Origin of the sequence: Anaerotignum sp. MB30-C6 (assembly GCF_030908465.1) — a bacterium.
Classification (GTDB): domain Bacteria; phylum Bacillota; class Clostridia; order Lachnospirales; family Anaerotignaceae; genus Chakrabartyella.
This window is the reverse complement of record NZ_CP133078.1, coordinates 2,103,134-2,127,823: the sequence shown is the minus strand read 5'-3', so window position 1 is coordinate 2,127,823 and position 24,690 is coordinate 2,103,134. Positions and strand designations below refer to the sequence as shown.

Below are 24,690 nucleotides of genomic sequence, written 5' to 3'. Positions count from 1 at the left end.
CTTTCGTTTTTAAAAAGCGAAAGGTGATTTGCTTTTTTTGGTAATAATAGAAAAGTAGACGACGGGTTATTTTTCTATGGAAGTTTTTTAAGGGGTGTTATGAATACCGTTTCGTCTGTTTGGGTTTTCAAAAAATACGAATAAACTAGATAAGGTGTGGTTCATTAATATTAAAAGAAGTATTTGATGTTTTTATAAAATGAACCCGTAAAGAAGAGAGGAGAATGAAATATGTCTGCAAGGAATAAGCCTGAATTACTGGCTCCGGCAGGCTCCATGGAGAGTTTGAAAGCGGCAGTTAACAATGGTTGCGATGCCGTATATTTAGGAGGCAAGCTTTTTAGTGCCAGACAGTACGCTGGAAATTTTTCATTGGAGGAGCTGGAAGAAGCCTGCGATTACTGTCACCTAAGGGGAGTTAAAGTATATGTAACCGTTAATACATTGTATAAAGATGAGGAATTAAAAGATTTTATCAGTTTTATTGGAAAGCTGTATAAAATGGGTGTTGATGCCTTAATTCTTCAAGATAGTGGTGCGGCGAAGATGGTGCGGGAAACATACCCTGATTTTCCTCTTCATGCAAGCACCCAGATGACAGCAAACTCTTTGGAGGATGTGCGTTATTGGGAAAGTTTGGGTTTTTCTAAAATTGTGTTAAGCCGTGAGCTTTCTTTGGATGAAATTCAAGAAATTACATCCGAAAGCCAAGCTGAAATCGAAACTTTTGTTCATGGAGCATTGTGTGTGAGTTATTCTGGTCAGTGCATCATGAGTAGTGTTTTGGGTGGAAGAAGCGGTAACCGTGGTCGTTGTGCCCAAACCTGCCGTTTGCCGTATACCCTATATAAAGGCCAAAATAAATTACAGGAAGGCTACTTGCTTTCCCCAAAGGATATTCAGACAGTATCCATTTTGCCCCAGTTGATTGAGGCGGGCATTGCTTCTTTGAAAATTGAAGGTCGAATGAAAAATCCTGAATATGTAGCAGGGGTAACTGGTATTTATAGAAAATATATTGATTTGTACTTTGAAAATCCTGAGCATTATGAAGTTTCCTTGGAGGACATGAAAACTTTGACTCAGCTTTTTAACCGTGGTGGCTTTACCGAAGGGTACTACACCTCTGCTGGTGGGCAGGATATGATGAGTGTGGAACGTCCTAAAACTTGGGGCTTGAAGATTGGATTTGTTGACAGTTATCTTCCAAAATACAACCGTGTCACCATCCGTACCCGTGAGCCATTGGTGCCTGGGGATGGTATTGAGGTTTGGACTTCAAATGGCCCTCATGTGGGGACAAGTATTTCCAAGGCATCCAAGGCAGGAGAAGTAATTTCTTTGACTTTGGAAGGGGATATTCAAAAGAATGATGTTGTTTATCGTACCTATGGAAAATCTTTGAATGATTCCCTTCGTAAAACATGGGAAAAAGATACAAGGAAAAAGTCTATTTGGGGATTGTTAAAGGCTAAGAAAGGCCAGCCTTTGGTTCTACAGCTTTGGGATATGAGTGGAAATAATGTTTATGTTACTGGGGATGTAGTGGAAGAGGCGGAAAATCAGCCTACACCATTAGAAAAGATAAAACAACAAGCGGAAAAAATGGGGGCAACCTCATTCCTTTTGGAAAGTTTAGAGTTAGATGTAGATAGCGACATCTTTGTCAGCATCGGCGCATTGAATCAACTTAGAAGAAGTGCCGTTGAATCTTTGGAGGAGGCAATTCTTAAGAAATCAAAACGTCCAGAGATTGAGGCAAGCAATAAAGAGGAAACAGGCAAAAAGCCTTATATACTTCATAAAAAGCTTCATGCTTTGGTGTCGGACTTTATGCAGCTTGATGCAATTGTTGGCACAAAAAATCTTAAAGTGATTTATTTTGAGGCTTCTGCTGAGATGGAAAAGAATTTGGATTCTGCCTTGGAGCTTTGCCGCCGTTTCGGGGTTAGCCTATATGCTGCTTTACCAAAAGTCAGCAGACAGTGGCGAAAGGATATTGAAGAAGCCATGATTGAACGCCTGAAAGAAAGTGGTGTTGATGGTTTCTTGGTGCGTTCAGCAGGTCAGTTCGGCATGGTGAAAAACAGTGGTAAAAAAATTACCGTGGATTATACTTTAAATGTGATCAATGAAGAGGGCGTGGCTTTTTGGAAACAGCAAGGGGCAGATACAGTGTGCCTTTCTGTGGAGGCGAACCTACAAGAAATAAATACCATGGGTGATCAGGACTGTGAAATGGTTGTATATGGTTATTTACCATTGATGAAAACCCAGCAGTGTCCAATCGGCAATTATGTGGGTGGAAAACAGGGGCATTTTTATTGCTCCGAAAGAAACAATACAGAGCTTTATTTCTTGAGAGATAGAAAAGGAATGAAATTCCCTTTGATGACCGATTGCGAAAGCTGTGTATGTACGATTTTAAATAGTAAGCCTTTATTTACACTGAAATTTTATGATGAAATTTTGGAAAGTGTAACAGGCAGTGTACGTTTAGACTTTACAAAAGAAGGGGCGGGGCGTGCGGCAAGAATTACAAAGGCCTATGCAGAAATGACCCAGGACCCGAAAAAAATCAGTACTGAAACAAGGAACCTTTTGGAAGAAATGAGAGATAAGGGGAATACGAAAGGGCATTTCTTCCGTGGAGTGGAGTGAGGATATGTTTGATCTGTTAATTATGCTAAGCAGATACCTATTTGTCTTTTATATTGGTTTCTTTTTATGGCAAGGCATTGTTTATATTGCGTACGAGCAGGGGGGCTTTTTAGGCAGCCCCTATCGTGCCGTCTCTATTCAACGACGCCTTATTATTTTTATGCATATTACAGCCTTTTTGATACTGGCATACAATCGGGAAACCATGATTTATGATTGGAAAACGGTATTGTTTGGTGCAGCGGGATGTGTATTTCTATTGGTTGCCATTCATTTTTTAGACCGCTTTTACTATGAAGGCTGTCCTCTCATTTGGACGGGGATGCTATTTTTAATGGACTTAAGCCTTATTATGTTACAACGGCTTGCCCCTAGCTTGGCATACAAACAATTGATGTGGATGACGATTGGCCTTGCGGGTATGCTTATGCTTCCATTCTTCTTCCGACTGATTCCCCGCTTTGAGGTTTTTGAATGGGCATATATTATCATTTGTTACGGTTTATTGCTTTGTACGAAAATTTTTGGTGTGGAGCGAAACGGTTCAACAAACTGGTTAAGGGTGGGGGTTTTTACCTTTCAGCCATCGGAATTGGTGAAGTTTTTATATATCTTCTATTTGGCCAGTGTGTTCCGAAAGCGGATTGAGTGGAAGGAATTTATTACAACAGGTGTTCTGAGTGCGGGGGTCGTTGCTTTATTGGTTTTGCAAAAAGATTTGGGTGGGGCACTGATTTTTTTCATGACCTATATGGTTATGCTCTACATTGCAACGTCTAATGAATTTTTGTTTTTACTAGGTATGGGGGCAGCAAGTTTTGCGGCCACATTAGCCTATAAAATTTTCTCCCACGTTCGGGTGCGTGTTGCAGCTTGGCAAAATCCATGGGCGGATATTGACCGAGGAGGCTATCAAATTGTAAATTCCTTATTTGCAATTACTACTTGGGGGCTTTTGGGAAGCGGTCTTACAAAAGGGATGCCGAAAAGTATTCCTGTTGTTGAAAGTGACTTCATTTTTGCCGCCATCTGCGAAGAATTCGGGACACTGTTTGGCGCAGGGGTGATTTGTATATTTATCATGCTCCTATACCGTGGCATACGAATTGCTTTAGATAGTCGGCGTAGATATTATAGTATTTTAGCAGTTGGTGTGACGACCATGTTGTGTTTCCAAGCCTTTATCATTATAGGCGGTGTCATAAAGCTGATTCCCTTAACTGGGGTTACCCTTCCTTTTGTAAGCTACGGCGGTACTTCCGTTTTGGTTAGCTTAATGATGATGGGACTCTTGCAGTGGGTTTGTGTTTATTGTGAACAGCATGGCATTGATGAGGATGCTCCTCCCATCATGGGGATAGAGGGAGGTCAGGATTATGAATAATATGAAGCGAAGCATTAGGCGTATTTTCTGGCTTCTAGCCCTTTGTTTTTTCCTTTTACTTGGCTATTTGGGAAAATTGGTTTTGGTGGAGAGACAAGGCGTTTCTACCAATGCATATAACTCACGGTTACGTTACGTAGACAATTCTCTCCGTAGAGGAGATATTATTGATATAGATGGGGAAATACTAGCAACCAGCGTCTTGCAAGATGATGGTACTTACATGAGAAAATACCCCCGTGCCCGTATGGCAGCCCATATAACAGGGTATAGCAGTGTGGGAAAAACTGGAGTAGAAGCCGCAGAAAATTTTGAAGTGATGACTTTGCATAATGAATTTTTTCAAAGAATTATGGGAATTGCCACGAAAAAGGAATTGGTGGGCAATAGTGTTGTTGTAACCGTGGATATGGATATTCAGTCCATAGCGGGGGATTTACTTGGCAATGCAAAGGGAGCTGTTGTGGTAATGGAGCCATCAACAGGCAGAATTCTTGCATTGCAGGCTTACCCTGATTTTGATCCGAATCAGGTTGCTGCCCATTGGGATCAGTTGAAAGATCATGAGGACAGTCCCTTGGTAAATCGAGGAACCCAAGGGGTATACCCGCCGGGATCCACATTTAAATTAGTAACGGCATTATCTATTATGGAAAATATGAAAGATTGGCAAACTAGGACCTATGAGTGTACAGGAGAAGCAGCATTTCAAGATAAGGTGATTCATTGTTATAAAAATAAAGCCCACGGCACAGTGGATATGAAGCAAGCATTAACTGTTTCGTGCAATTGTTACTTTGCTCAAATGGCAAAGGAAATTGGCCCTGGCAAATTGCGTGAGGTAATGGCTAGGGTAGGAATGGAAAGCCCTGCAAAGTTTGAATTGGCATATAGTCAAAGTAAAATTGGGTTAGAAGCAAGTGCAACAGAAAGCGAACTGGTGGAAACGGCCATTGGTCAGGGAAGAACGGCAGTTACCCCTCTATACATGGCCATGTTCGTATCTGCCATAGCCAATGAAGGTATTATGATGCAGCCCTATATCGTGGATCATATTCAGTATAGCAATGGTAAGGTAGGCAAACAAACAGTTCCCAAGAAGTTGACAGAGGTTTGTTCAACACAAGAGTCGGCAATCTTACGGGATATGATGGTTTCTGTTGTAGATAATGGCACGGGCACTGCTGCAGCCATAAGTGGCGTATCGGTTGCGGGAAAAACAGGGACTGCGGAAAATGCAACAGGCAATGACCATTCGTGGTTCATTGGGTATGCTCCGGCGGAGGACCCTAAGGTTGCAGTGGCTGTGGTAATTGAGAATTCTCGGGCCTATGGTAGTGCAACACCCGTAGCAGGGAAAGTGATAAGAGAGGCTCTTGCGCAACTGGAGAGTAAATAAAACTGTCTCTATTAATAGAATTTACTAGATTTCTGGGAGTTAAAACTTGATTTTTATGTAGACTTTTTATACTCTGCTCGTGCATGAAATAACATATTGTACGAAGTGAGAAACATAGCCGGATTTTCGAGGCCGTTTCTCAGACAAAGCGGTTTTTCGGGAAGAAAGGCCGCAATATTTATATATATTTTGAGTAATTAGTAAAATTTGAGTGGGTTTTTCCCGTACTATCTGAGGTTTTTTTGCATAATTTTTAACAAAAATATGGGAGAGATAAAAAATTGTCAGAATCTATGGGAGGGTTAGCTGCCTTTTTTTCTCATGGTAGCAGTGAAGGCAAAGTAATTTTTTTTAAGCATATTTCATAGTAGGAAAGGCGATTTGCTAAATTAATAAAAAAAATTGGCCAGAAATAAGGTTATTTAAACAAAAAATTAGGATTTAGTGACGAGTTTTTCATAAAAATGAAGATGAATATTTTTTTTCATTAATTTTTGCAGTTAAAATACTCAAAATTTCTCAAATCCTAATAAATTTTTAACAATATAGGTTGCAATAAAAATACAAAGGTGATATAATCAAATCGGTAACAGGAAAGCTAATAAAGTTTCTTCAATGTTACGGGTGTGCAATGGATTAAATTAGCTTATATTCTGTAATAATATCGGATATAAGTTTTTTCTATTGTCACTGCGACTACCTTATATAAGGTAGTCAGAAAAAAGTTTTAAAAGCGTATATACGGGGTGCTTTTAAAACTTTATTATTACAGAAATTAACGGATGTTTTTATCGCGTGGTTAATACAGATAAGATATTTTAGAGGAGGACAAAAGATGTACACAATGGGCATTGATATCGGCTCCGCTTCTTCAAAAGTTGTTATTCTGAAGGACGGAAAAGATGTTGTAGCTGCAGAGGTTGTTCAGGTGGGAACAGGCTCTTCGGGTCCTCAGAGGGCTCTTGAACAGGCCTATAAGGCAAGCGGGTTGACAAAAGAGGATATCTCTTACACAGTCGCAACTGGTTATGGCAGATTTGCTTTTACTGATGCAGATAAGCAGGTCAGTGAAATCAGCTGTCATGCAAAAGGAATTTACTTTTTGGTACCCACTGCACGCACCATTATTGACATTGGCGGACAGGATGCGAAAGCAATCCGTCTGGATGACAAGGGTGGTATCAAGCAGTTTTTTATGAATGATAAATGTGCGGCAGGTACAGGTCGTTTCTTGGAAGTAATGTCAAGAGTTTTGGAAACGACTCTGGATGAAATGGCTGAATTGGATGAAAAGGCAACCGATACTGCACCAATTAGTAGCACTTGTACAGTATTTGCCGAATCTGAGGTTATTTCTCAGTTATCCAACGGCGAAAGCAGAAATAACATCATTAAAGGTGTTCACCTTTCAGTTGCCAGCAGGGCTTGCGGCTTGGCTTACAGAGGCGGCGTTGAAAAGGACGTTGTTATGACAGGCGGCGTAGCAAAAAACGCAGGTGTAGTTAGGGCGGTTGCTGGTGTATTGAAAACAGATGTAATTGTGGCACCGAATCCACAAACCACAGGCGCGCTGGGTGCGGCGTTGTTCGCATATGAAGCGGCACAAAAAAAATAAGAAAGAGGGATTAGAATGAGTTTAACACAAGGCATGAAAGCAAAACAGTTGTTAGCCTACTTCCAGAGTAAGGCTGATCAGGATGCAAGAGAAGCAAAAGCAAGAGGCGATCTTGTTTGTTGGTCCGCTTCTGTAGCTCCCCCTGAATTCTGCGTAACAATGGGTATTGCAATGATTTATCCTGAAACCCATTCCGCAGGTATTGGAGCTAGAAAAGGCGCAATGGATATGTTGGAAGTTGCTGACAGAAAAGGCTACAATATCGACTGCTGTTCTTACGGCAGAGTTAACATGGGTTACATGGAATGCCTGAAAGAAGCAGCAATCACAGGTGTAAAACCTGAAGTTTTGGTAAACTCCCCCGCAGCGGACGTTCCTCTGCCTGACTTAGTAATCACATGTAACAACATTTGTAATACATTGTTGAAATGGTACGAAAACCTTGCAGCGGAATTGGACATCCCTTGCATCATTATCGACGTACCTTTTAACCACACAATGCCTATTCCTGAATATGCAAAGGCATATATTGCAGATCAGTTTAGAAACGCTATTTCTCAGTTGGAAGTAATCTGTGGCAGACCTTTCGATTGGAAGAAATTCAAAGAAGTTAGAGATCAGACTCAGCGTTCCGTATATCACTGGAACAGAATCGCAGCTATGTCTCAGTACAAACCATCTCCTTTGAACGGTTTCGACCTGTTCAACTATATGGCTCTGATCGTTGCTTGCCGTTCCTTAGACTATGCTGAAATCACATTTAAAGCATTCGCTGATGAATTGGAAGCTAACTTGAAGGCTGGTATCTATGCATTCAAGGGCGCAGAAAAAACACGTTTCCAATGGGAAGGTATTGCTGTATGGCCTCACTTAGGTCACACATTCAAAGCTATGAAGGGCCTTGGCTCTATCATGACAGGTACAGCTTACCCCGCACTTTGGGATTTGCACTATGATGCAAACGATGAATCTTTGCACTCCATGGCAGAAGCTTACACAAGAATCTATATCAATACATGTTTAGAAAACAAAGTAGAAGTTTTGATGAACATCATGGAAAAAGGCAAAGTAGATGGTACAGTTTACCACCTAAACAGAAGCTGTAAGCTGATGAGTTTCCTGAACGTTGAAACAGCTGAAGTTATCAAAGAGAGAAATGGCTTGCCTTACGTAAGTTTCGATGGCGATCAGACAGACCCTCGCGTTTTCTCTCCCGCTCAGTTCGATACACGTGTGCAGGCTCTGGTTGAAATGATGGAAGCCAACATGGCAGCAGCAGAATAAGAGGAGGAGAAAACGATGAGTAAAGTAGAAGCTATTTTATCCCAATTAAAAGACATTGCAGCAAACCCTAAAAAAGCAATGGATGATTATAAAGCTGAAACAGGTAAAGGTGCAGTAGGTATTATGCCTCTCTATGCTCCTGAAGAAATGATCCACGCTACAGGTTACTTGCCTATGGGCATCTGGGGCGCACAGGGTAAAACAATCTCTAAGGCTCGTACATACCTTCCTGCTTTCGCTTGTTCAATTATGCAGCAGGTTATGGAACTACAGTGTGAAGGTGCTTATGATGATCTTTCCGCAGTATTATTCTCCGTACCTTGTGATACATTGAAGTGCTTAAGCCAGAAATGGAAAGGCACATCCCCTGTAATTGTGTTTACACACCCTCAAAACAGAGGTTTGGAAGCTGCTAACCAGTTCTTAGTAACAGAATATGAATTGGTTAAAAAACAGTTAGAATCTATCTTGGATGTTCAAATTACTAACGTTGCATTGGAAAACTCCATCGCAATCTACAATGAAAATAGAGCAGTAATGCGTGAATTCGTAAAGGTTGCAGCTGACTACCCTCAGGTAATTGATGCTGTAAGCCGTCATGCTGTATTTAAAGCAAGACAGTTCATGTTGAAAGAAAAACACACAGAACTTGTAAAAGAACTTATCGCTGAAGTTAAGGCTATGCCTGTTCAGCCTTGGGATGGCAAGAAAGTTGTTGTTACAGGTATCTTACTTGAGCCCAACGAATTGCTTGAAATCTTTAACGAGTTCAAAATCGCTATCGTTGATGACGACTTGGCACAGGAATCCAGACAGATCCGTGTTGACGTTGTCAATGGCGAAGATGGCCCTCTTTACAGAATGGCTAGAGCTTGGCAGCAGATGTACGGTTGCTCCGTTGCTACCGATACAAAGAAAGGCCGCGGCAAGATGCTGATCAACAAAACATTCCAGACAGGTGCAGATGCAATCATCGTAGCTATGATGAAATTCTGTGATCCTGAAGAGTGGGATTACCCTGTAATGTACAGAGAATTTGAAGAAAAAGGCATCAAGAACCTGATGATCGAAGTTGACCAGGAAGTTTCTTCTTTCGAACAGGTTAAGACAAGATTGCAGTCCTTCGTAGAAATGCTGTAATTCTAATTAAACATTGATACGATAACTCTACACTGGGGTGGGTGACTACTCCAGTGTATTGTAATAAGCAAAGTGCAAAATAAATGGACTAAGATTTAGGAGGATTCCGACAATGAGAAAGGTTCCCATTATTACCGCTGATGAGGCTGCAAAGCTTATTAAAGACGGTGATACAGTTACAACAAGTGGTTTCGTTGGAAACGCAATCCCCGAAGCTCTTGATAGAGCTGTAGAAAAAAGATTCTTAGAAACAGGCGAACCCAAAAACATTACTTATGTTTATTGTGGTTCTCAAGGAAACAGAGACGGGAGAGGTGCTGAGCACTTCGCTCATGAAGGTCTTTTAAAACGCTTCATTGCTGGTCACTGGGCTACTGTTCCTGCTTTGGGAAAAATGGCTCTGGAGAATAAAATGGAAGCTTATAATGTATCTCAGGGTGCTCTGTGTCATCTATTTCGTGATATAGCATCTCATAAGCCAGGTGTATTTACCAAAGTTGGTATAGGTACATTTATTGATCCCAGAAATGGTGGCGGTAAAGTAAATGATATTACCAAAGAAGACATTGTTGAATTAGTAGAGATTAAGGGTCAGGAATATTTATTCTACCCAGCTTTTCCTATTCATGTTGCTCTTATTCGCGGTACATACGCTGATGAAAGTGGTAATATCACGTTCGAGAAAGAAGTTGCTCCTTTGGAAGGAACATCTGTTTGCCAAGCTGTTAAAAATAGTGGCGGTATCGTTGTAGTTCAAGTTGAGAGAGTAGTGAAAGCTGGTACTCTTGATCCACGTCATGTAAAAGTTCCAGGAATTTACGTTGACTATGTTGTAGTTGCTGATCCAGAAGACCATCAACAATCTTTAGGTTGTGAATATGACCCTGCGTTATCAGGGGAACGTAGAAGACCTGAGGTTGTAGGAGAGCCACTTCCTTTAAGTGCAAAGAAAGTTATTGGTCGTCGTGGTGCAGTTGAATTAGAAAGAGATGTTGCTGTAAACTTGGGTGTTGGTGCACCTGAATACGTAGCTAGCGTTGCTGAAGAAGAAGGCATTGTTGACTTTATGACATTAACTGCTGAAAGTGGTGCTATTGGTGGCGTTCCAGCTGGTGGCGTTCGCTTTGGTGCTTCTTATAACGCTGATTCGCTTATTGATCAAGGCTATCAATTCGATTATTACGATGGTGGCGGCTTAGACCTTTGCTATTTGGGCTTAGCTGAATGTGATGCAAAAGGCAATATTAACGTATCAAGATTTGGTCCTCGTATTGCTGGTTGTGGTGGTTTCATCAATATTACACAGAATACACCAAAGGTATTCTTCTGTGGTACATTCACAGCTGGTGGCTTAAAAGTTAACATCGAAGATGGCAAAGTTGTTATTGTGCAAGAAGGTAGACAGAAGAAATTCATAAAATCCGTTGAGCAAATTACTTTCAATGGCGATGTGGCTCTTGCAAATAAACAACAGATTACTTATATTACAGAAAGATGCGTATTCCTTTTGAAGGAAGACGGTATGCATTTGTCTGAAATTGCTCCTGGTATTGATTTGCAGACACAAATTCTTGATGTTATGGAATTTGTACCTATTATTGACAGAGATGCAAACGGCGAAATCAAATTGATGGATGCTGCTTTGTTTGCAGAAGGCTTGATGGGTCTGAAAGAAATGAAGGCTTGATTCTATTTAAATAGTAAATAAGCTATATAATCCCCCCTGTTTTTCGAAAGAATACAGGGGGTTTTTTGTGTTAGTTTATTACCTTAGTCGTTATAGAAAATGAACTTATAATATGCTATACTCAATGTATAAATATTTGAATACCTACTCGTAAGAATAAGAGAAGTTTTGCACATTGTAGTTTCAAGGAAACGGAGGGATTTTATGCTATATTCTTCATTTAAAATAAGAGAGCTTGAACTAAAAAACCGTTGGATTATGCTGGCAATGCATACGGGTTATGCAGAAGGAAATACCATTGGCGAAAGGGAGTTTGCATTTTATGAAGAAAGAGCCAAAGGCGGAGCGGCTGCAGTAACTATGGTTTTGGCCGTTAATGAGGCTGGTAGCCTAAAGGGAATGCATCAGGCACAAACTCTGGACATTGAAAGCTTTAAGACTTTGGTGGATCGAGTACATCAACATGGATGCAAGTTAATTGTACAGCTTTTTCATTGTGGGCGAAATGAAAGTAAGGATGACCGTGGGGAGAAACCACTATTTGCCCCTTCTGCCGTGGCTTCTCCTATATTTAAGGCGGAACCAATTGAGATGGATCAGGCAGAGCTTGTTAAGACAAAAGAAGACTTTGCTTTTGCAGGGGAAATATGCAAAAAGGCAGGAGTAGATGCGATTGAAATTAGTGCATCTGCGGGGTATTTATTATCAGAATTTCTTTCTCCTATCACCAACTTGCGTACGGATGCCTATGGTTATAAAATAAATAAGGGCATGAACTATCCCCTTGAGGTCATAGCTTTTATTCGTGAGAAAGTAGGGGATTTCCCTATTTTGTTGAAGGTTTCTGGGGCGCAAATGGTGGAAGGTGGCTACGGCTTAGAAGACACCATCTCTTTTTGCCGTATGACTTCGGAACATATTGATGGGATAACTGTTACAGGGGGATGGCATGAATCTCCTATAGAACAGATTTCGTACCATGTGGCGAAAGGGGCATATGCTCCGTTCGCAGGGGCATTAAAGAAATATATTCCGTTACCTGTGATTGCTTGTAACCGTATCCACGATGGAGAAACTGCAGAGAAACTATTAGCTGAGAACCAGTGTGACTTTGTGGGTACTGCAAGGGCTTTTCTATCGGATCCCCAGTTCGCAAACCGTGTGGAGAAGAAGGAGCTGTTTTTACCATGTCAAGGATGCAATCGTTGCATCAGTGGTGTGTTAAAGGGACAAAAGTTAGCTTGTGGATTCAACCCAGAGGCGGGACAGGAATTTTTTGAAAATCAGCGAAGAAGGATAGCAACCCGAAAGGAAGTTGTTGTGATTGGTGGTGGCCCTGCTGGTATGGAGGCGGCCAAGAAATCTGCAGAACGAGGTTTTGTGACAACATTAATTACCGATGAAATGACATTAGGTGGCCAATTTAATCTAGCGGCAAAGCCTCCGAAAAAAGAGGGAATCGGAGAATACGTAAAATATATGGAAAAAACTTTAAAAGAATTAGGAGTAAAGTTTATTTATGGGCAAAAATGTGATGAGGAATTTTTGATGAAAAAAAAGCCTTATTTTACGGTGATTTCAACGGGTAGTCAGCCCAAAAGGCCACAGATAGAAGGGGTAGAAAAAGGCATTCTTGCCAACGATATATTGTCTGGGCGGGCTCCTTTGCCATCTCAATCGCAAGAAGGGCAAATCGTTATCATTGGCGGAGGCTCTGTTGGTCTTGAAACTGCTGCCTATATAAAAGAACGGGAAGAGGAAAGAAACATTAAAATAATAGATTGTAAATCTTCTTTTGGCAAAGACCTTGGCCCATTAGCGAGACCCCTTATTTCAACTTTGCGAGGAAAAGGTGTTCAGTTTATGGCGGATACCAATGCTGATGGTTTAGAAGATGGGAAAGTTTTAATTTCCATTGCAAATCAAAAATTCTTTTTACAGGCTGATGTCATTATTTTGGCGACAGGCTCTGAACCCTGTGAATATGCTTACTTAACAATGCCATTAATGGACGAACGGTTATCTTATGCTTTGGTTGGTGATGCAGAAAGAGTTGGGGATGGTGTAGATGCAATCCAATCTGCCTACGAGCTGTTTACAAGGCTGTACCTAGCGTAACTTATAGTAAATTTGAACAAAAAATAATGTGAATATTGAAAAATCTAGTCAAATGTACTATAATATACAAGGTTATATCTTGTCACAAAATGGTTAAGGCATTGTACGATTAGGAGAGAGCAGAGGGGGAAATGAGATGGATTTTATCAGGAGAACTTGGGCAGAAATTGATATGGATGCGTTGGCATATAATATCAAAAACATCAAGTCTAAACTGGCTGAAGGCGAAAGAATAATGGGGGTTGTAAAAGCCGATGCATATGGCCATGGTGATGGTTTTGTATCTCGTGCTTTACAGGATGCTGGTTTTGACTGGTTCGGTGTTTCCAATATTGAAGAGGCCATGAGCCTACGCAGCGAGGGTATCGAGAAACCAATTTTGATTTTAGGCTACACCCCAGTTGATACAGTAAAACTTATGGAAGAACATAAGCTTACACAGGCATTGGTTGGCATGGACTATGCAGAAGCTTTACAAAGGGAAGCAGAAAAAGCAGGTGTAGTTGTAAATGTTCATGTTAAGTTGGATACTGGTATGACTCGTGTTGGTTTCCAAGTAGACGAAGAAAACTTTGATGAATCTCTGAAGGATATCATTGAAGTGAGCAAAATGACCAATCTTCATTTGACAGGTATCTTTACTCACCATGCTGTTGCAGATGCTTTTCAGGATGATAACCCTCGTTTTACAGAAATGCAATTCACACGTTTTAACAAAATGGTAGTGGCGTTAAAAGATTCAGGTGTGGAAGTTGGCATTTGCCATTGTGCTAACAGTGCAACAACCATCGCATACCCCGAAAAGCACTTAGGTATGTGCCGTTCTGGTATTATTACATACGGCATGCTCCCCTCCGGTGAATGTAAAGGTATGATAGATATTAAACCTTTAATGACTTTAAAAACTACAATTGGTCTGGTTAAGGAAGTAAAGGCTGGATCTCAGCTTTCTTACGGGAGAACCTATACAGCTGAAACAGATCGAGTAATTGCAACAGTTCCCATTGGATATGCGGATGGATATAGCCGTGCATTGTCCAACAAAGCTAGAATGTTGGTAAACGGACATTTTGCCCCTGTTGTTGGCCGTGTTTGTATGGACCAGATTATGCTTGATGTAACAGGTATCCCCGATGTAAAAATGGGCGACGAAGTCGTTGTATTTGGCCGTCAAGGAGAGCAGGTTCTGCCTATTGAAGAATTGGCTGAAATTTTGGGAACAATTAACTATGAGCTCACTTGCGTAATAACAAAAAGAGTTCCTCGTATATATAAGCAAGATGGCAAGGTAATTGGTATAGTAAACCATGTTTTGCATCAGTATAAATAACTAGATTACAACAGCAGATTGCAAAGTCTGCTGTTTTTGATTGGCGCTTTTCGCCCTGATAAACCATCAGCTCCGCTGCTGGAGTGAATTGTTTATAGCAGAAGAAAACCTCCTTTGATAAGGTAAAAGTGGTTCCCCAACCGCTAAAAAATCAAAGGAGGTTTTGTCATGGATGACATAAAAAAATTATCACATTCAAAGTGGAGATGCAATAATATCCCATACCTTAATGCTTGGCATTGTTAACTAAAAAAGCGATAAACAACTGTTTATCGCAAAAGCTTTTTTAATACTGGTAAGCTTCGTATTTTTTCGCAAAACAAACCCCAAGGGTTCCAGGTCCCGTGTGGGAAGCTACTGTTGCACCAATTTGGAAGGAAGATAAAAATTCCAAGTTAGGGATGGCTTTTTTTAATTCTGCTTCAAACTCAGGAACATCCTCCCAAACATTTGTTGTACCAACCAAAGCATAATAGTCCTTAGGATCTTCCCCTGTTGTTTTAAAATGTTCCCGTGTGATATCAACCAATTTTGACAGACCTTTTTTCCGACTTCTTACAGCACCGCCAACGTTAATATCGCCTCCTTTAAGAATGATTAGAGGTTTGATTTTCAAAATACTACCGGAAAGAGCTGCAATTTTGCCTATTCTTCCGCCAACTTCAAGATAACTAAGATCACCAACCATGAAATGAATACGGGCATCTACCTTTGCCTTTTCAGCGTAAGCTAAAACTTCGTCAATTGTTTTGCCGGCTTTTTTCATTTTGGCCATTTCCATTAACATTAAGGTCTGGGAGCCTGTAATGTTCCAAGAATTCACGATGTATATTTTTGCATTGGGGAATTCCTCTTCCAACATCATTTTTGCAGTAGTAGCCGACTGTATAGAACTACTTAAAGAGGGAGTAATTGTGGTACAAATGATATCCTTACCTTCATTTAAAACAGGGCGAAAGGCGTCAATAAAATCTTGAACAGAGGGTAATGAGGTTTTTGGATACCCTTTATGTTCCGTCATATAGTTATAGTATTTTTCTAAAGAAATTTCTTCAATTTCTTTAAAATATTTTTCATGATCTAAAGAAACATAAAAAGGAATAAGAGAAATGTCAAATTCTTTTTCTCGTTCCTTACCGATATCACAAGCGCCGTCGCTGAAAATTTGATAGTCTGCCATAACTTCCTCCTTCAGTTAATACTTATTATACATAATATAGCAAATAAGTCATGGAAATGCAATAGAAAAACGCAATACGTAGTTTGAAAAACTATGTTTTACGTATTATATGTATTTCTAGAAAAAATAAGATAAAATTGGTTGAGTTTCAACGCTTATTTTATAAAGGGTTTACCCAACGATTTCTTCTAAAACGTCAGAAATTTCTTTGCACATTTTATAAAAGATTTTCCTTTACAATGACCTGTTTTTGGTTTTATGCCGTTGAATTTTATTTTTATGATAGAAAAACACGCTGAAAAAATATTATATCATATAAAAGATATTGATGCTTGTAAAATTTAAAGAAATTGTCATGAAAACTTAAAGACTTTTTGCTAAAAATGTTTTAATATAATAAAGTCTTAAATATAGCATAAGAATCTCCTTTTTCGGAAAAAATTAGTAAAAAGGAGGGATTTATTATGTTTCATACAGGACAGAAAATTGTGTATCCATTACATGGGGCTGGATATATAGAAGGCATTGAAGGAACTGATGAGGGTGAATACTATATTATCCGCATCCCCACAGGAAATGTGAGAATTCGAATTCCAAAAGAACGTGCCCAAGATTCAGGAATACGCTTTCTTGAAGAGAAGGTGAGTGTGGAACAGACCATCGTTCGTGTGGGTAAAAGCAAACCTGTATTATCTGACAATTGGAATCAGCGGTATAAGGAGAACTTTAGTCGACTAAAAACAGGGAAACTGGAGCAGGTCACTGAGGTAATAAAACTGTTGTATGACCAAGAAAAAAAGAAAAAGCTTTCTTCGGTAGAATGCAGATTATTGGGAATGGCAAGACAAATTGTACTAAGTGAAATCATTTCTGTTTACGAAATTAATAGTGAAAAAGCTGAAGAATTGCTTGCAAAATGGCTAGAAAATTGATAATATTCTTTTATGGTAAAGTTTGGGCATTATACCCTTTTTACCAGAATTGGGGAAAGGAGGTGGAAGAATGAGAAGACTTGTAGAGATTATTATGAGTTTAATCGTTATGGCGGTTTCTTATGCTATAATGCATATTTTATTTTTAACTAATCTATTCCAATGGAATATTTCCATGCCAATTTATGTGCCAGCAGGAATAGCAGTTTTTATCGGACTTATATTTTATCTTATCTTATCTTCGCACATAACGGAAATGTTGTTAAAAAGGCTTTCACAAACAGAGGATAAATTAACCAAAATGAATGTGAAAGAATTGGCGCTGACTGTGCTTGGTTGCGTAGTTGGTTTAATTATTGCAAACCTGATCGGTGTTGCTTTTAATGGATTTGGAGCTATCGGTACTTTTATTGTGGTATTGCTGAACATCACCTTTGGTCTTTTGGGTATTCGAGTTGCCAGAAGGAAAAAGGACGAGTTTAACGTAAAGAATTTGCAAAAAATTTTAATTCCTGCATTTACACCACAAGAAAAAGTTTCTATTTATGGACGACCTAAGATTTTAGATACAAGTGTAATTATCGACGGTAGAATTATGGACTTACTGCAGACGGGGTTCATTGAAGGTAAAATTATCATTCCAGATTTTGTTTTGGAAGAGTTGCGTCACATTGCAGATTCGGCTGACGGGTTAAAAAGAAACCGTGGTCGCCGTGGTCTGGATATTTTAAATGAAATTCAAAAACAGCTGGCAGTTTCCGTTGAAATTAAAGAATTTACAACAAAACAACCCATGGAAGTGGATTCTATGCTGCTTAAGATGGCAGAAAGCATGGATGCTTTTGTAGTAACAAACGATTATAATTTAAACAAAGTAGCCGAGTTTCAAGGCGTGCGTGTTTTGAATATTAATGAGTTGGCAAATGCAATCAAACCTGTGGTATTGCCCGGGGAAGAAATGCAGGTTACAATTATCAAAGCAGGTAAGGAAGCGGGGCAAGGAATTGCTTATTTGAATGATGGTACAATGATCGTTGTTGATGGCGGCAATAAATTTATTGGCGAAACCAAAAACGTCGTTGTAACCAGTGTATTGCAAACAGCAGCCGGACGTATGATTTTTACAAAAATGGTAGCCGCTGCTTCGTAAATGAAAATGATAAAAGCCCGGAAGCAAAACTCACTAAAGGGTTGCCATGGGCTTTTCTTTTATAAAAGGGAGAGACAGTGCATGGACAATAGAACCATTGCCACTGCAATTATTGTGGCTGCCGGTAAAGGAAGACGGATGGGAAGCCAAATCAGTAAGCAATTTTTAAAGCTTAGGGGAAAAGAAATTTTAGCCCATACGGTAAGCCGATTTGAGCAGTTCTCTAATATACAAGAAATTGTTTTGGTAACGGGTAAGGATAACATAGAAGATGTGAATGCCATGGTGAAAGACTATGGATGGAAGAAAATCTCTGCTGTGGTAATCGGTGGAAAAGAGCGTCAAGATTCCGTGAAATGCGGGCTGAATGTTCTTTCCGAAAAAACGGAAATCGTTTTAATTCATGATGGCGTAAGGCCTTTTGTTACGGAGGATATGATAGATCGTTCTATTGAAGCGGCACAAAACTATGGTGCCTGTGTACTTGGGGTGGCAGCAAAGGATACCATTAAAATTTGTGATGAAGATGGTGTGGTCGTAGAAACGCCAAAACGAAGTGCCCTATGGCATATTCAAACACCCCAAACTTTCCGCACAGAAATCATAGAGAGTGCCTATAAAAAAGCAACCCAAGAGGGTTTTATAGGTACGGATGATGCCTCGGTGGCTGAATTCGCTGGAGCCAAAATAAAGGTCATTCCAGGAAGCTATCAAAATATCAAGATAACCACAAGGGAGGATATTCTTGTAGGGACTTGTTTTTTGGAGGAGGAGGAAGAATGAGGACAGTAACGATATATACTGACGGTGCTTGTTCGGGAAACCCAGGCCCGGGGGGATATGGAGTTGTGATGCTTTATGGCTCTGCCCGTAAGGAATTGTCGGGGGGGTATTTTAAAACAACCAACAATCGTATGGAGGTGTTGGCTGTTATTAAAGGGCTTGAAGCTTTAAAGGAACCATGTGCCGTCAAGCTTTATAGTGATTCTAAGTATGTTGTGGATGCAATCGAAAAAGGTTGGGCCATTAAATGGCGTAATCAGGGTTGGATGCGCAACAAAAAAGAAAAAGCATCTAACGTGGATTTATGGGAACGCTTGCTAAAACTATTAGAAATTCACAGCGTTTCCTTTATATGGGTAAAAGGTCATGCGTCTAATGTTGAAAATGAGCGATGTGACCAATTAGCAAGGGATGCAATACAGAAAAATACGTTAGAAAATGACGAAAATTATGAAACTTTGTAAATGAGAACAGTGATTTAGTGGGAAATTTGCGTTGACACTATATGAAATTTATGGTATTATTGACGTGTAACAGTTCTTTATTTATCTATGTAGGAGGATTTATTCAATGAAAAAGGGTACAGTAAAATGGTTCAATGCAGAAAAAGGTTTCGGTTTCATCTCCGTTCCTGGTGAAGACGACGTATTCGTTCACTTCTCTGCTATTCAGGTTGATGGTTACAAGACTTTAGAAGAAGGTCAGGAAGTAGAATTTGAAGTTGTTCAGGGTGCTAAAGGCCCTCAGGCTGCAAATGTAACACGTGCTTAATCGATATTGATTCTGTATTGAAAATGCCTAGGCATTGATAATATAAATTATTTCTGGTTATGCAAGCAAGCTCTTCATATTGTTGGGCAAAAATAGGAAGCGTAACTTCCTAATGAAAAGCACAGGATTTCTCCTGTGTTTTTTTGTATGTAGATCAATAAAAAACTCCACTTTAAGTGGAGTTTTTTATTTAATCATAATTTGATTTAAGACTGGGTTGTTGTTGCTTGGGCTGGTATCAATATCACTCATCTTACCTTTCGTAAACGTATTTAAGAATAAAACAACATTCGTTTCTAAGATTCAATGAAGGTGTATCTTATGATAGTTCAGTATAATACCCGATTGTTCCCAAAAGGCCTAGGGCTATATTACAGTGTTAAAAAAATATAGCACTTAAATAACGGATTACAAATAGAAATTCCTTTATTTACACAGCAGGAAATATAAATCATTCACATTGGTTCCTGTGGGTCCTGTCATCACCAATGCGTCCGTAATGGCTAAAGCACGATTGGAGTCGTTTTCCGCCAAAATATCAACGATGGAAATCCCTGCCTCATCTAAGGTTTCTTTAGTGTACCCGTCAACCAAGGCACCAGCCGCATCCGTAGGGCCATCCGTACCGTCAGATCCAACTGCTCCGATTACAATGTTATCCATACCTGTGATGGATGCTGCGGCGGATAAGGCTAACTCCTGATTTCTGCCACCCTTCCCTTTCCCCGTAATACGAACAACAGTCTCGCCACCACAAATGATAGCACAAGGGGCTTTTAACGGGAAACCGTCTTTTTGTATGGTCTTGCCGATGGCTGCTAAGAAACGCCCTGCTTCTTTCGCCTCACAATCAACAAAAGTAGATAGAATCAATGGTTCATAACCCAAAGCTTTTGCTTCACTTGCCGCAGCAATACACAGCTCATTTACACTTCCTGTGATGAGCATGGTGTTATTTAAAACTTCTTTTGGTGTTTCAACGAAAAGTTGTTGTTTCATTTCTTCTGTTAAGGACAGCCCATATTTTTCTACGATGGCAAAAGCATCTTTACAGGTTGAAAGGTCTGGGCAAGTAGGGCCAGAAGCGATGGAGTCGGGTCTATCACCTAGTATATCGCTAAGGGCAATGGTATACACTTGGGCAGGAGCACAAAGTGCCGCAAACTTACCGCCTTTCACAGCGGAGAGATGTTTGCGGATGGTGTTCATTTCAACAATATCGGCGCCGCACTTTAGTAATTGGTCCGTAACTTCCAATAAGTCCTTCAAACCCAAATTCCCCGCAGGTTTTTCAAATAAAGCGGATCCACCCCCAGAAACTAAGAATATCACAGTATCCTCAGGAGAAAGGTCAGAAACAGCTTCGATTATTACTTCTGTTCCTGTAATGGTTTTTTCGTCTGGTAAGGGATGAGACGCTTCCAGAACAGTAAAGTTTTTGATGGGGCCCTGACTATGATGATACTTTGTCAGTACAATGCCTTTTTCAATGTCATCGCCAAGAATTTCCGCTGCTGCGTTTGCCATATTCCATGCTGCTTTTCCGATAGCAATTACAACAACCTTTCCTGAAAATGATTTCCCTTCTAAAGCACGTTTTACAGCAGAATCGGATAAAACTCTTTGAATGGAGCTATGAATTATTTTTTTTGCATCCTCTTTGATTATTCCCATGGTTACCTCCCTTTAGTGGAAATTTGTATCTATTATATCATAATTAACCAAATGTAAGTAAAAATTCTAAATGAATATATTTAAAAAGGTAAGGTCTTTATGTAAGAACATGCGTTTCTTATATTCAGCAATCATTTTCTTAATAAAGCATAAGAAGCTGAGCAAGAAATATATAACTGGAATCCTTACTTTGTGCATAAAGCATGAGCAGATCAGCAATGAGATAGCATACAGCTCCGTTATTCTCTAAGGTTTAACTTTCCCATATATCTTTCAACTTAAAACCCTTCGTATCTTATTGAATAAAAGCACTTAGGGTCCATAGTGCAGCATGCATGTATGAAAATACAAACAAAAAAGATAGGGGAAAAGAAAAAAAGAGCCATTTGGGCTCTTTTAAAGGGGAGGGTATGTATTACTATATTATTTGCTTTATCCTTGCTTCTCTTAAGGATAGTTCTATCATAAGATAGTTTTATGAATTGGGTATGTAGGGTTTATGAACATTTTGTAAACATTTAATTTTATTAAAAAATATTGAATTTTAACTGAGTTTTGTGGCTTTCAACTCTAATTAAACATTACAAATGCAAAACCCAATTTATACAAATGAGGCTGTTTTGTGGCAAATAAAAGCAACTATGTCCACAGACTCCCTTAGAATCAAATATATTTGAGGAAACATTTTAGTTTTCAGGTGGCAGACAACGTGGGTTCACCATTCTCCGCTCCTTTTCTCTATTATTTTATGTTATAATAATTACGGAACTATAATACTACTTACCGATGAAATCATTTACAACAAGGTTACAAAGGAAAGAGGGAAAACATGTACAATAAAGAAGAAGTAAGAAAACTTTTAGATAAAAAAGGAATTGCTTATGAATGGGTAGATCATGAAGCTGCCTATACCATTGATGATATGGTTCGTTTGGGCTTAGATACAGATCTAGATGTTGCAAAGAATCTTTTTTTGCGGGATGGAAAAGGCGCAAACCATTACCTTATAGTTTTGCGTGCCGATAAAAAAGTGGATTTAAAAACCTTCGGGAAAACCCTTGGTTTAACAAGGCTTTCCTTTGCCTCGGAGGAGCGTTTGGAGAAATATTTGGGACTAAAAAAAGGCGCAGTAACACCACTGGGTATCTTAAATGACACAGAAAGAAGTGTTAAGGTTTTTTTTGACAAGGACTTTGTTGGAGTGGATAGAATTGGGGTCCATCCCAATGATAATACTGCTTCCATTTATCTAGCACCAAAAGATGTTTTTGATATTATAAAAGAACATGGAAACGAACTGGAAATTGTGGAAATACCTCGTTAAATACTGAATCTCAAAAACCTGCTGTAGCCCTAATTAGGTGAGTTTTTTATGGGGTTGGCTGTGAAAATCAGTGAATACTCTTTAAAGCTCTTCCATGGCTTTGAGAATGGGAAGCCTTTATATGGCTTGTCTTTTTGAAAAAATCCGTTGAGCCAATGGCATTTCTATGCTATACTGAAACATGGCAGTTTCGCCAAAAATAGCATGAAAGGGAAGAGCTATGAACGAGACGAGAAAAGAAATAGCTGTGGATGAATCTGAGTTATTCAGACAGCTGGAATATATGCACCTCATTCGTCAAAAGAATGATGAATATGAAAGTGAAACAGGGAAGAAAAAAAAGTTTTATAGTCTGGCTATGGGATGCCAGATGAATGCCCATGATTCGGAAAAGCTAGAGGGAATGCTGGACAAGATGGGGTATGAAAGAACAGATGAGGAAATGGAAGCGGATTTTGTTATATACAATACCTGTTGTGTGCGTGAAAATGCAGAGCAAAAGGTGTATGGAAAGTTGGGCTGGTTAAAGCATTATAAAAAAGATAAGCCCGATACCGTAATTGCCTTATGCGGCTGTATGATGCAGCAGGATACCGTTTTGAAAACGTTACGGGAAAAGTATCGTCATGTGGATATCGTGTTTGGTACATTCAACCTTTATAAATTGCCAGAACTAATGAATACTCGTATGGAAAGCGGTGAAACCGTTTATGATATTTGGCAGGAGCATGAAGAAATCGTGGAAGACTTGCCTAGTATCCGACAGTTTCCTTATAAGGCTTCCGTGAATATTATGTTTGGCTGTAACAATTTCTGTTCCTATTGTATTGTACCTTATGTGCGAGGCAGAGAACGTAGCCGTAGCGTTGAGGATATTTTGGCAGAGGTTCAAAAATTAGCCGACGATGGTGTGAAAGAAATTGTTCTCTTAGGCCAGAATGTGAACTCCTACGGGAAAAGTTTGGACGAGCCTGTTAGTTTTGCGAAACTTTTGCGCATACTAAATGAAGTTGAAGGCATTGAGCGAATCCGCTTTATGACTTCACACCCTAAGGATTTATCCGATGAGTTAATAGAAGCCATGAAGGATTGCCACAAGGTTTGCAAAAGTTTACACCTTCCTGTTCAAGCGGGAAGCACAGAGATTTTGCGTCGTATGAATCGTCACTATACAAAGGAATCTTACCTAGAAACAGTACGAAAAGTAAAAGAGGCAATGCCCGATATTACGTTAAGCACAGATATTATCGTAGGATTCCCCGGTGAAACGGAAGAAGACTTCCAAGAAACGTTAGATGTGATTCGTATGGTTGGGTACTCTACGGCCTACACCTTTATTTACTCCAAGCGGACAGGGACGCCTGCGGCAACCATGGAGAATCAGGTGGAGGAAGAAGTTATCAAAGACCGCTTTGACCGTATGTTAGACGTTCTAAACCCTATGATTTTTGACTTAAATAGAAAAATGGTGGGGAAAGTAGTTACCGTTTTGGCGGAAGAAGTAAGTAAACACAACGAAGATGTGTTAACAGGCCGAGCAGATAATAATGCATTGGTGCATTTTAAAGGCAATAAAGATTTAATCGGGCAATTGGTACCCGTTAAGATCGTTGACAATAAAACATTTTATCTTATTGCAGAAAGGGTTTAAGGTGAAAAAAATGGCATCAGTTTATGATTTAGCAAGAAACTTAGGCGAAGAATTAATGAAAACTCCTCAGGTTGAGGCTTTGTTGGAAGCAAAAAAGGCTTATGAAGAAAGCCCTGAAATTGCAGCAGCAGTTGAGGAATACACCAAACTGCATCAGGAGTTCGAAGCGAAGATGCAGGCAGGTGGTATTTCCGCTGAAGAGCAAAAGGCATTTTCTGAAGATATGGCGAAAAGAGGCGAAGAAATCAGAAATAATAAGATTGCATCTGATTTGTTCTCAGCTGAGATGAACTTCAATAACTTTATGAACTCTATTTTCACAATCGTTACATCTACTTTGACAGGCGAAGAACCTGGGCAGAGTGGTTGCAGCCCTAGCTCTTGCGCATCTTGCGGCGGTGGCTGCCACTAATTATATTGAACAGATAAAGCGTTGAATAGATGCCCGAGCTCCCTTGCGGGGTTCGGGTTTTTCAAAATTTATGGAATGAACGACAGTGCCTTTATAGGGCTGCGATTTCATTTCATCAAATAAGACTTAGTAAGTAAATCAGTTTTAGATATGGCTCTATATATTTTTTATATAGGCAAAGGAATGTTTGTGTAG

At 39.7% G+C, this 24,690-nt stretch carries 19 protein-coding genes; 17 read left to right on the top strand and 2 right to left on the bottom strand.

The window, feature by feature from the left end:
• Positions 1–231 precede the first annotated feature (231 nt).
• The 9 genes from RBQ60_RS10385 to alr all read left to right on the top strand — a co-directional run bounded on the left by RBQ60_RS10385 (position 232) and on the right by alr (position 14,618).
• A complete protein-coding gene (locus RBQ60_RS10385; RefSeq protein ID WP_307883630.1) occupies positions 232–2,661 on the top strand; it encodes a DUF3656 domain-containing U32 family peptidase in 2,430 nt (809 codons plus the stop codon).
• Positions 2,662–2,665: 4 nt separating this feature from the next.
• The gene (locus RBQ60_RS10380) at positions 2,666–4,045 is read left to right on the top strand and encodes an FtsW/RodA/SpoVE family cell cycle protein (RefSeq protein WP_307883629.1); all 1,380 of its coding nucleotides are present in this window, start codon (positions 2,666–2,668) and stop codon (positions 4,043–4,045) included.
• On the top strand, positions 4,038–5,444 hold the full coding sequence (locus tag RBQ60_RS10375) for a peptidoglycan D,D-transpeptidase FtsI family protein (RefSeq protein ID WP_307883628.1): 1,407 nt from the start codon (positions 4,038–4,040) through the stop codon (positions 5,442–5,444). The genes RBQ60_RS10380 and RBQ60_RS10375 overlap by 8 nt, the downstream gene beginning before the upstream one ends.
• An 835-nt stretch (positions 5,445–6,279) precedes the next feature.
• A complete protein-coding gene (locus RBQ60_RS10370) occupies positions 6,280–7,059 on the top strand; it encodes an acyl-CoA dehydratase activase (protein WP_307883627.1) in 780 nt (259 codons plus the stop codon).
• Between the two features lie 15 nt (positions 7,060–7,074).
• Positions 7,075–8,343, top strand: a complete 1,269-nt coding sequence (lcdA, locus tag RBQ60_RS10365) for a lactoyl-CoA dehydratase subunit alpha (RefSeq protein ID WP_307883626.1) — start codon at positions 7,075–7,077, stop codon at positions 8,341–8,343.
• A gap of 15 nt (positions 8,344–8,358) precedes the next feature.
• Positions 8,359–9,483, top strand: a complete 1,125-nt coding sequence (locus RBQ60_RS10360; RefSeq protein WP_307883624.1) for a 2-hydroxyacyl-CoA dehydratase subunit D — start codon at positions 8,359–8,361, stop codon at positions 9,481–9,483.
• Positions 9,484–9,595: 112 nt separating this feature from the next.
• Entirely contained in the window at positions 9,596–11,170 is a 1,575-nt protein-coding gene (locus tag RBQ60_RS10355) for an acyl CoA:acetate/3-ketoacid CoA transferase (protein WP_307883623.1), read from the top strand.
• 204 nt (positions 11,171–11,374) lie between these two features.
• The gene (locus tag RBQ60_RS10350) at positions 11,375–13,288 is read left to right on the top strand and encodes an oxidoreductase (protein ID WP_307883622.1); all 1,914 of its coding nucleotides are present in this window, start codon (positions 11,375–11,377) and stop codon (positions 13,286–13,288) included.
• A 136-nt stretch (positions 13,289–13,424) separates the two neighbouring features.
• Positions 13,425–14,618 carry an alanine racemase gene (alr, locus tag RBQ60_RS10345; RefSeq protein ID WP_307883621.1) on the top strand — a complete coding sequence of 398 codons (1,194 nt, stop codon included), beginning with the start codon at positions 13,425–13,427 and terminating at the stop codon, positions 14,616–14,618.
• A gap of 286 nt (positions 14,619–14,904) precedes the next feature.
• Here alr and RBQ60_RS10340 read toward each other — a convergent pair whose 3' ends face one another.
• Positions 14,905–15,798 (bottom strand): DegV family protein, encoded by an 894-nt coding sequence (locus RBQ60_RS10340; RefSeq protein WP_307883620.1) that lies wholly within the window; start codon positions 15,796–15,798, stop codon positions 14,905–14,907.
• Positions 15,799–16,262: 464 nt separating this feature from the next.
• Between RBQ60_RS10340 and RBQ60_RS10335 the strand changes: the two genes are divergently transcribed.
• The 5 genes from RBQ60_RS10335 (at position 16,263) to RBQ60_RS10315 (ending at position 19,434) form a co-directional block, all read left to right on the top strand.
• A complete protein-coding gene (locus RBQ60_RS10335; RefSeq protein WP_307883619.1) occupies positions 16,263–16,730 on the top strand; it encodes a CarD family transcriptional regulator in 468 nt (155 codons plus the stop codon).
• A gap of 70 nt (positions 16,731–16,800) precedes the next feature.
• Positions 16,801–17,880 carry a PIN/TRAM domain-containing protein gene (locus RBQ60_RS10330; protein ID WP_307883617.1) on the top strand — a complete coding sequence of 360 codons (1,080 nt, stop codon included), beginning with the start codon at positions 16,801–16,803 and terminating at the stop codon, positions 17,878–17,880.
• A gap of 81 nt (positions 17,881–17,961) precedes the next feature.
• Positions 17,962–18,663, top strand: coding sequence for a 2-C-methyl-D-erythritol 4-phosphate cytidylyltransferase (ispD, locus tag RBQ60_RS10325; protein ID WP_307883616.1), 702 nt, complete (start codon positions 17,962–17,964; stop codon positions 18,661–18,663).
• Positions 18,660–19,127, top strand: coding sequence for a ribonuclease HI (gene rnhA / locus RBQ60_RS10320; protein WP_307883615.1), 468 nt, complete (start codon positions 18,660–18,662; stop codon positions 19,125–19,127). Before ispD ends, rnhA begins: the two co-directional genes overlap by 4 nt.
• A gap of 106 nt (positions 19,128–19,233) precedes the next feature.
• On the top strand, positions 19,234–19,434 hold the full coding sequence (locus RBQ60_RS10315; RefSeq protein ID WP_066086108.1) for a cold-shock protein: 201 nt from the start codon (positions 19,234–19,236) through the stop codon (positions 19,432–19,434).
• Positions 19,435–19,860: 426 nt separating this feature from the next.
• On the opposite strand, the gene RBQ60_RS10310 is transcribed toward RBQ60_RS10315, so the two are convergent.
• Positions 19,861–21,108, bottom strand: coding sequence for a glycerate kinase type-2 family protein (locus tag RBQ60_RS10310; protein ID WP_307883613.1), 1,248 nt, complete (start codon positions 21,106–21,108; stop codon positions 19,861–19,863).
• Positions 21,109–21,937: 829 nt separating this feature from the next.
• Here RBQ60_RS10310 and RBQ60_RS10305 point away from each other — a divergent pair.
• From RBQ60_RS10305 to RBQ60_RS10295, 3 genes are all read left to right on the top strand, one after another.
• Positions 21,938–22,432 (top strand): prolyl-tRNA synthetase associated domain-containing protein, encoded by a 495-nt coding sequence (locus RBQ60_RS10305; RefSeq protein WP_307883611.1) that lies wholly within the window; start codon positions 21,938–21,940, stop codon positions 22,430–22,432.
• 220 nt (positions 22,433–22,652) lie between these two features.
• Positions 22,653–24,083, top strand: coding sequence for a tRNA (N6-isopentenyl adenosine(37)-C2)-methylthiotransferase MiaB (miaB, locus tag RBQ60_RS10300; RefSeq protein ID WP_307883610.1), 1,431 nt, complete (start codon positions 22,653–22,655; stop codon positions 24,081–24,083).
• Between the two features lie 10 nt (positions 24,084–24,093).
• On the top strand, positions 24,094–24,495 hold the full coding sequence (locus tag RBQ60_RS10295) for a YlbF family regulator (RefSeq protein WP_307883609.1): 402 nt from the start codon (positions 24,094–24,096) through the stop codon (positions 24,493–24,495).
• The last annotated feature ends 195 nt before the right edge of the window (positions 24,496–24,690 follow it).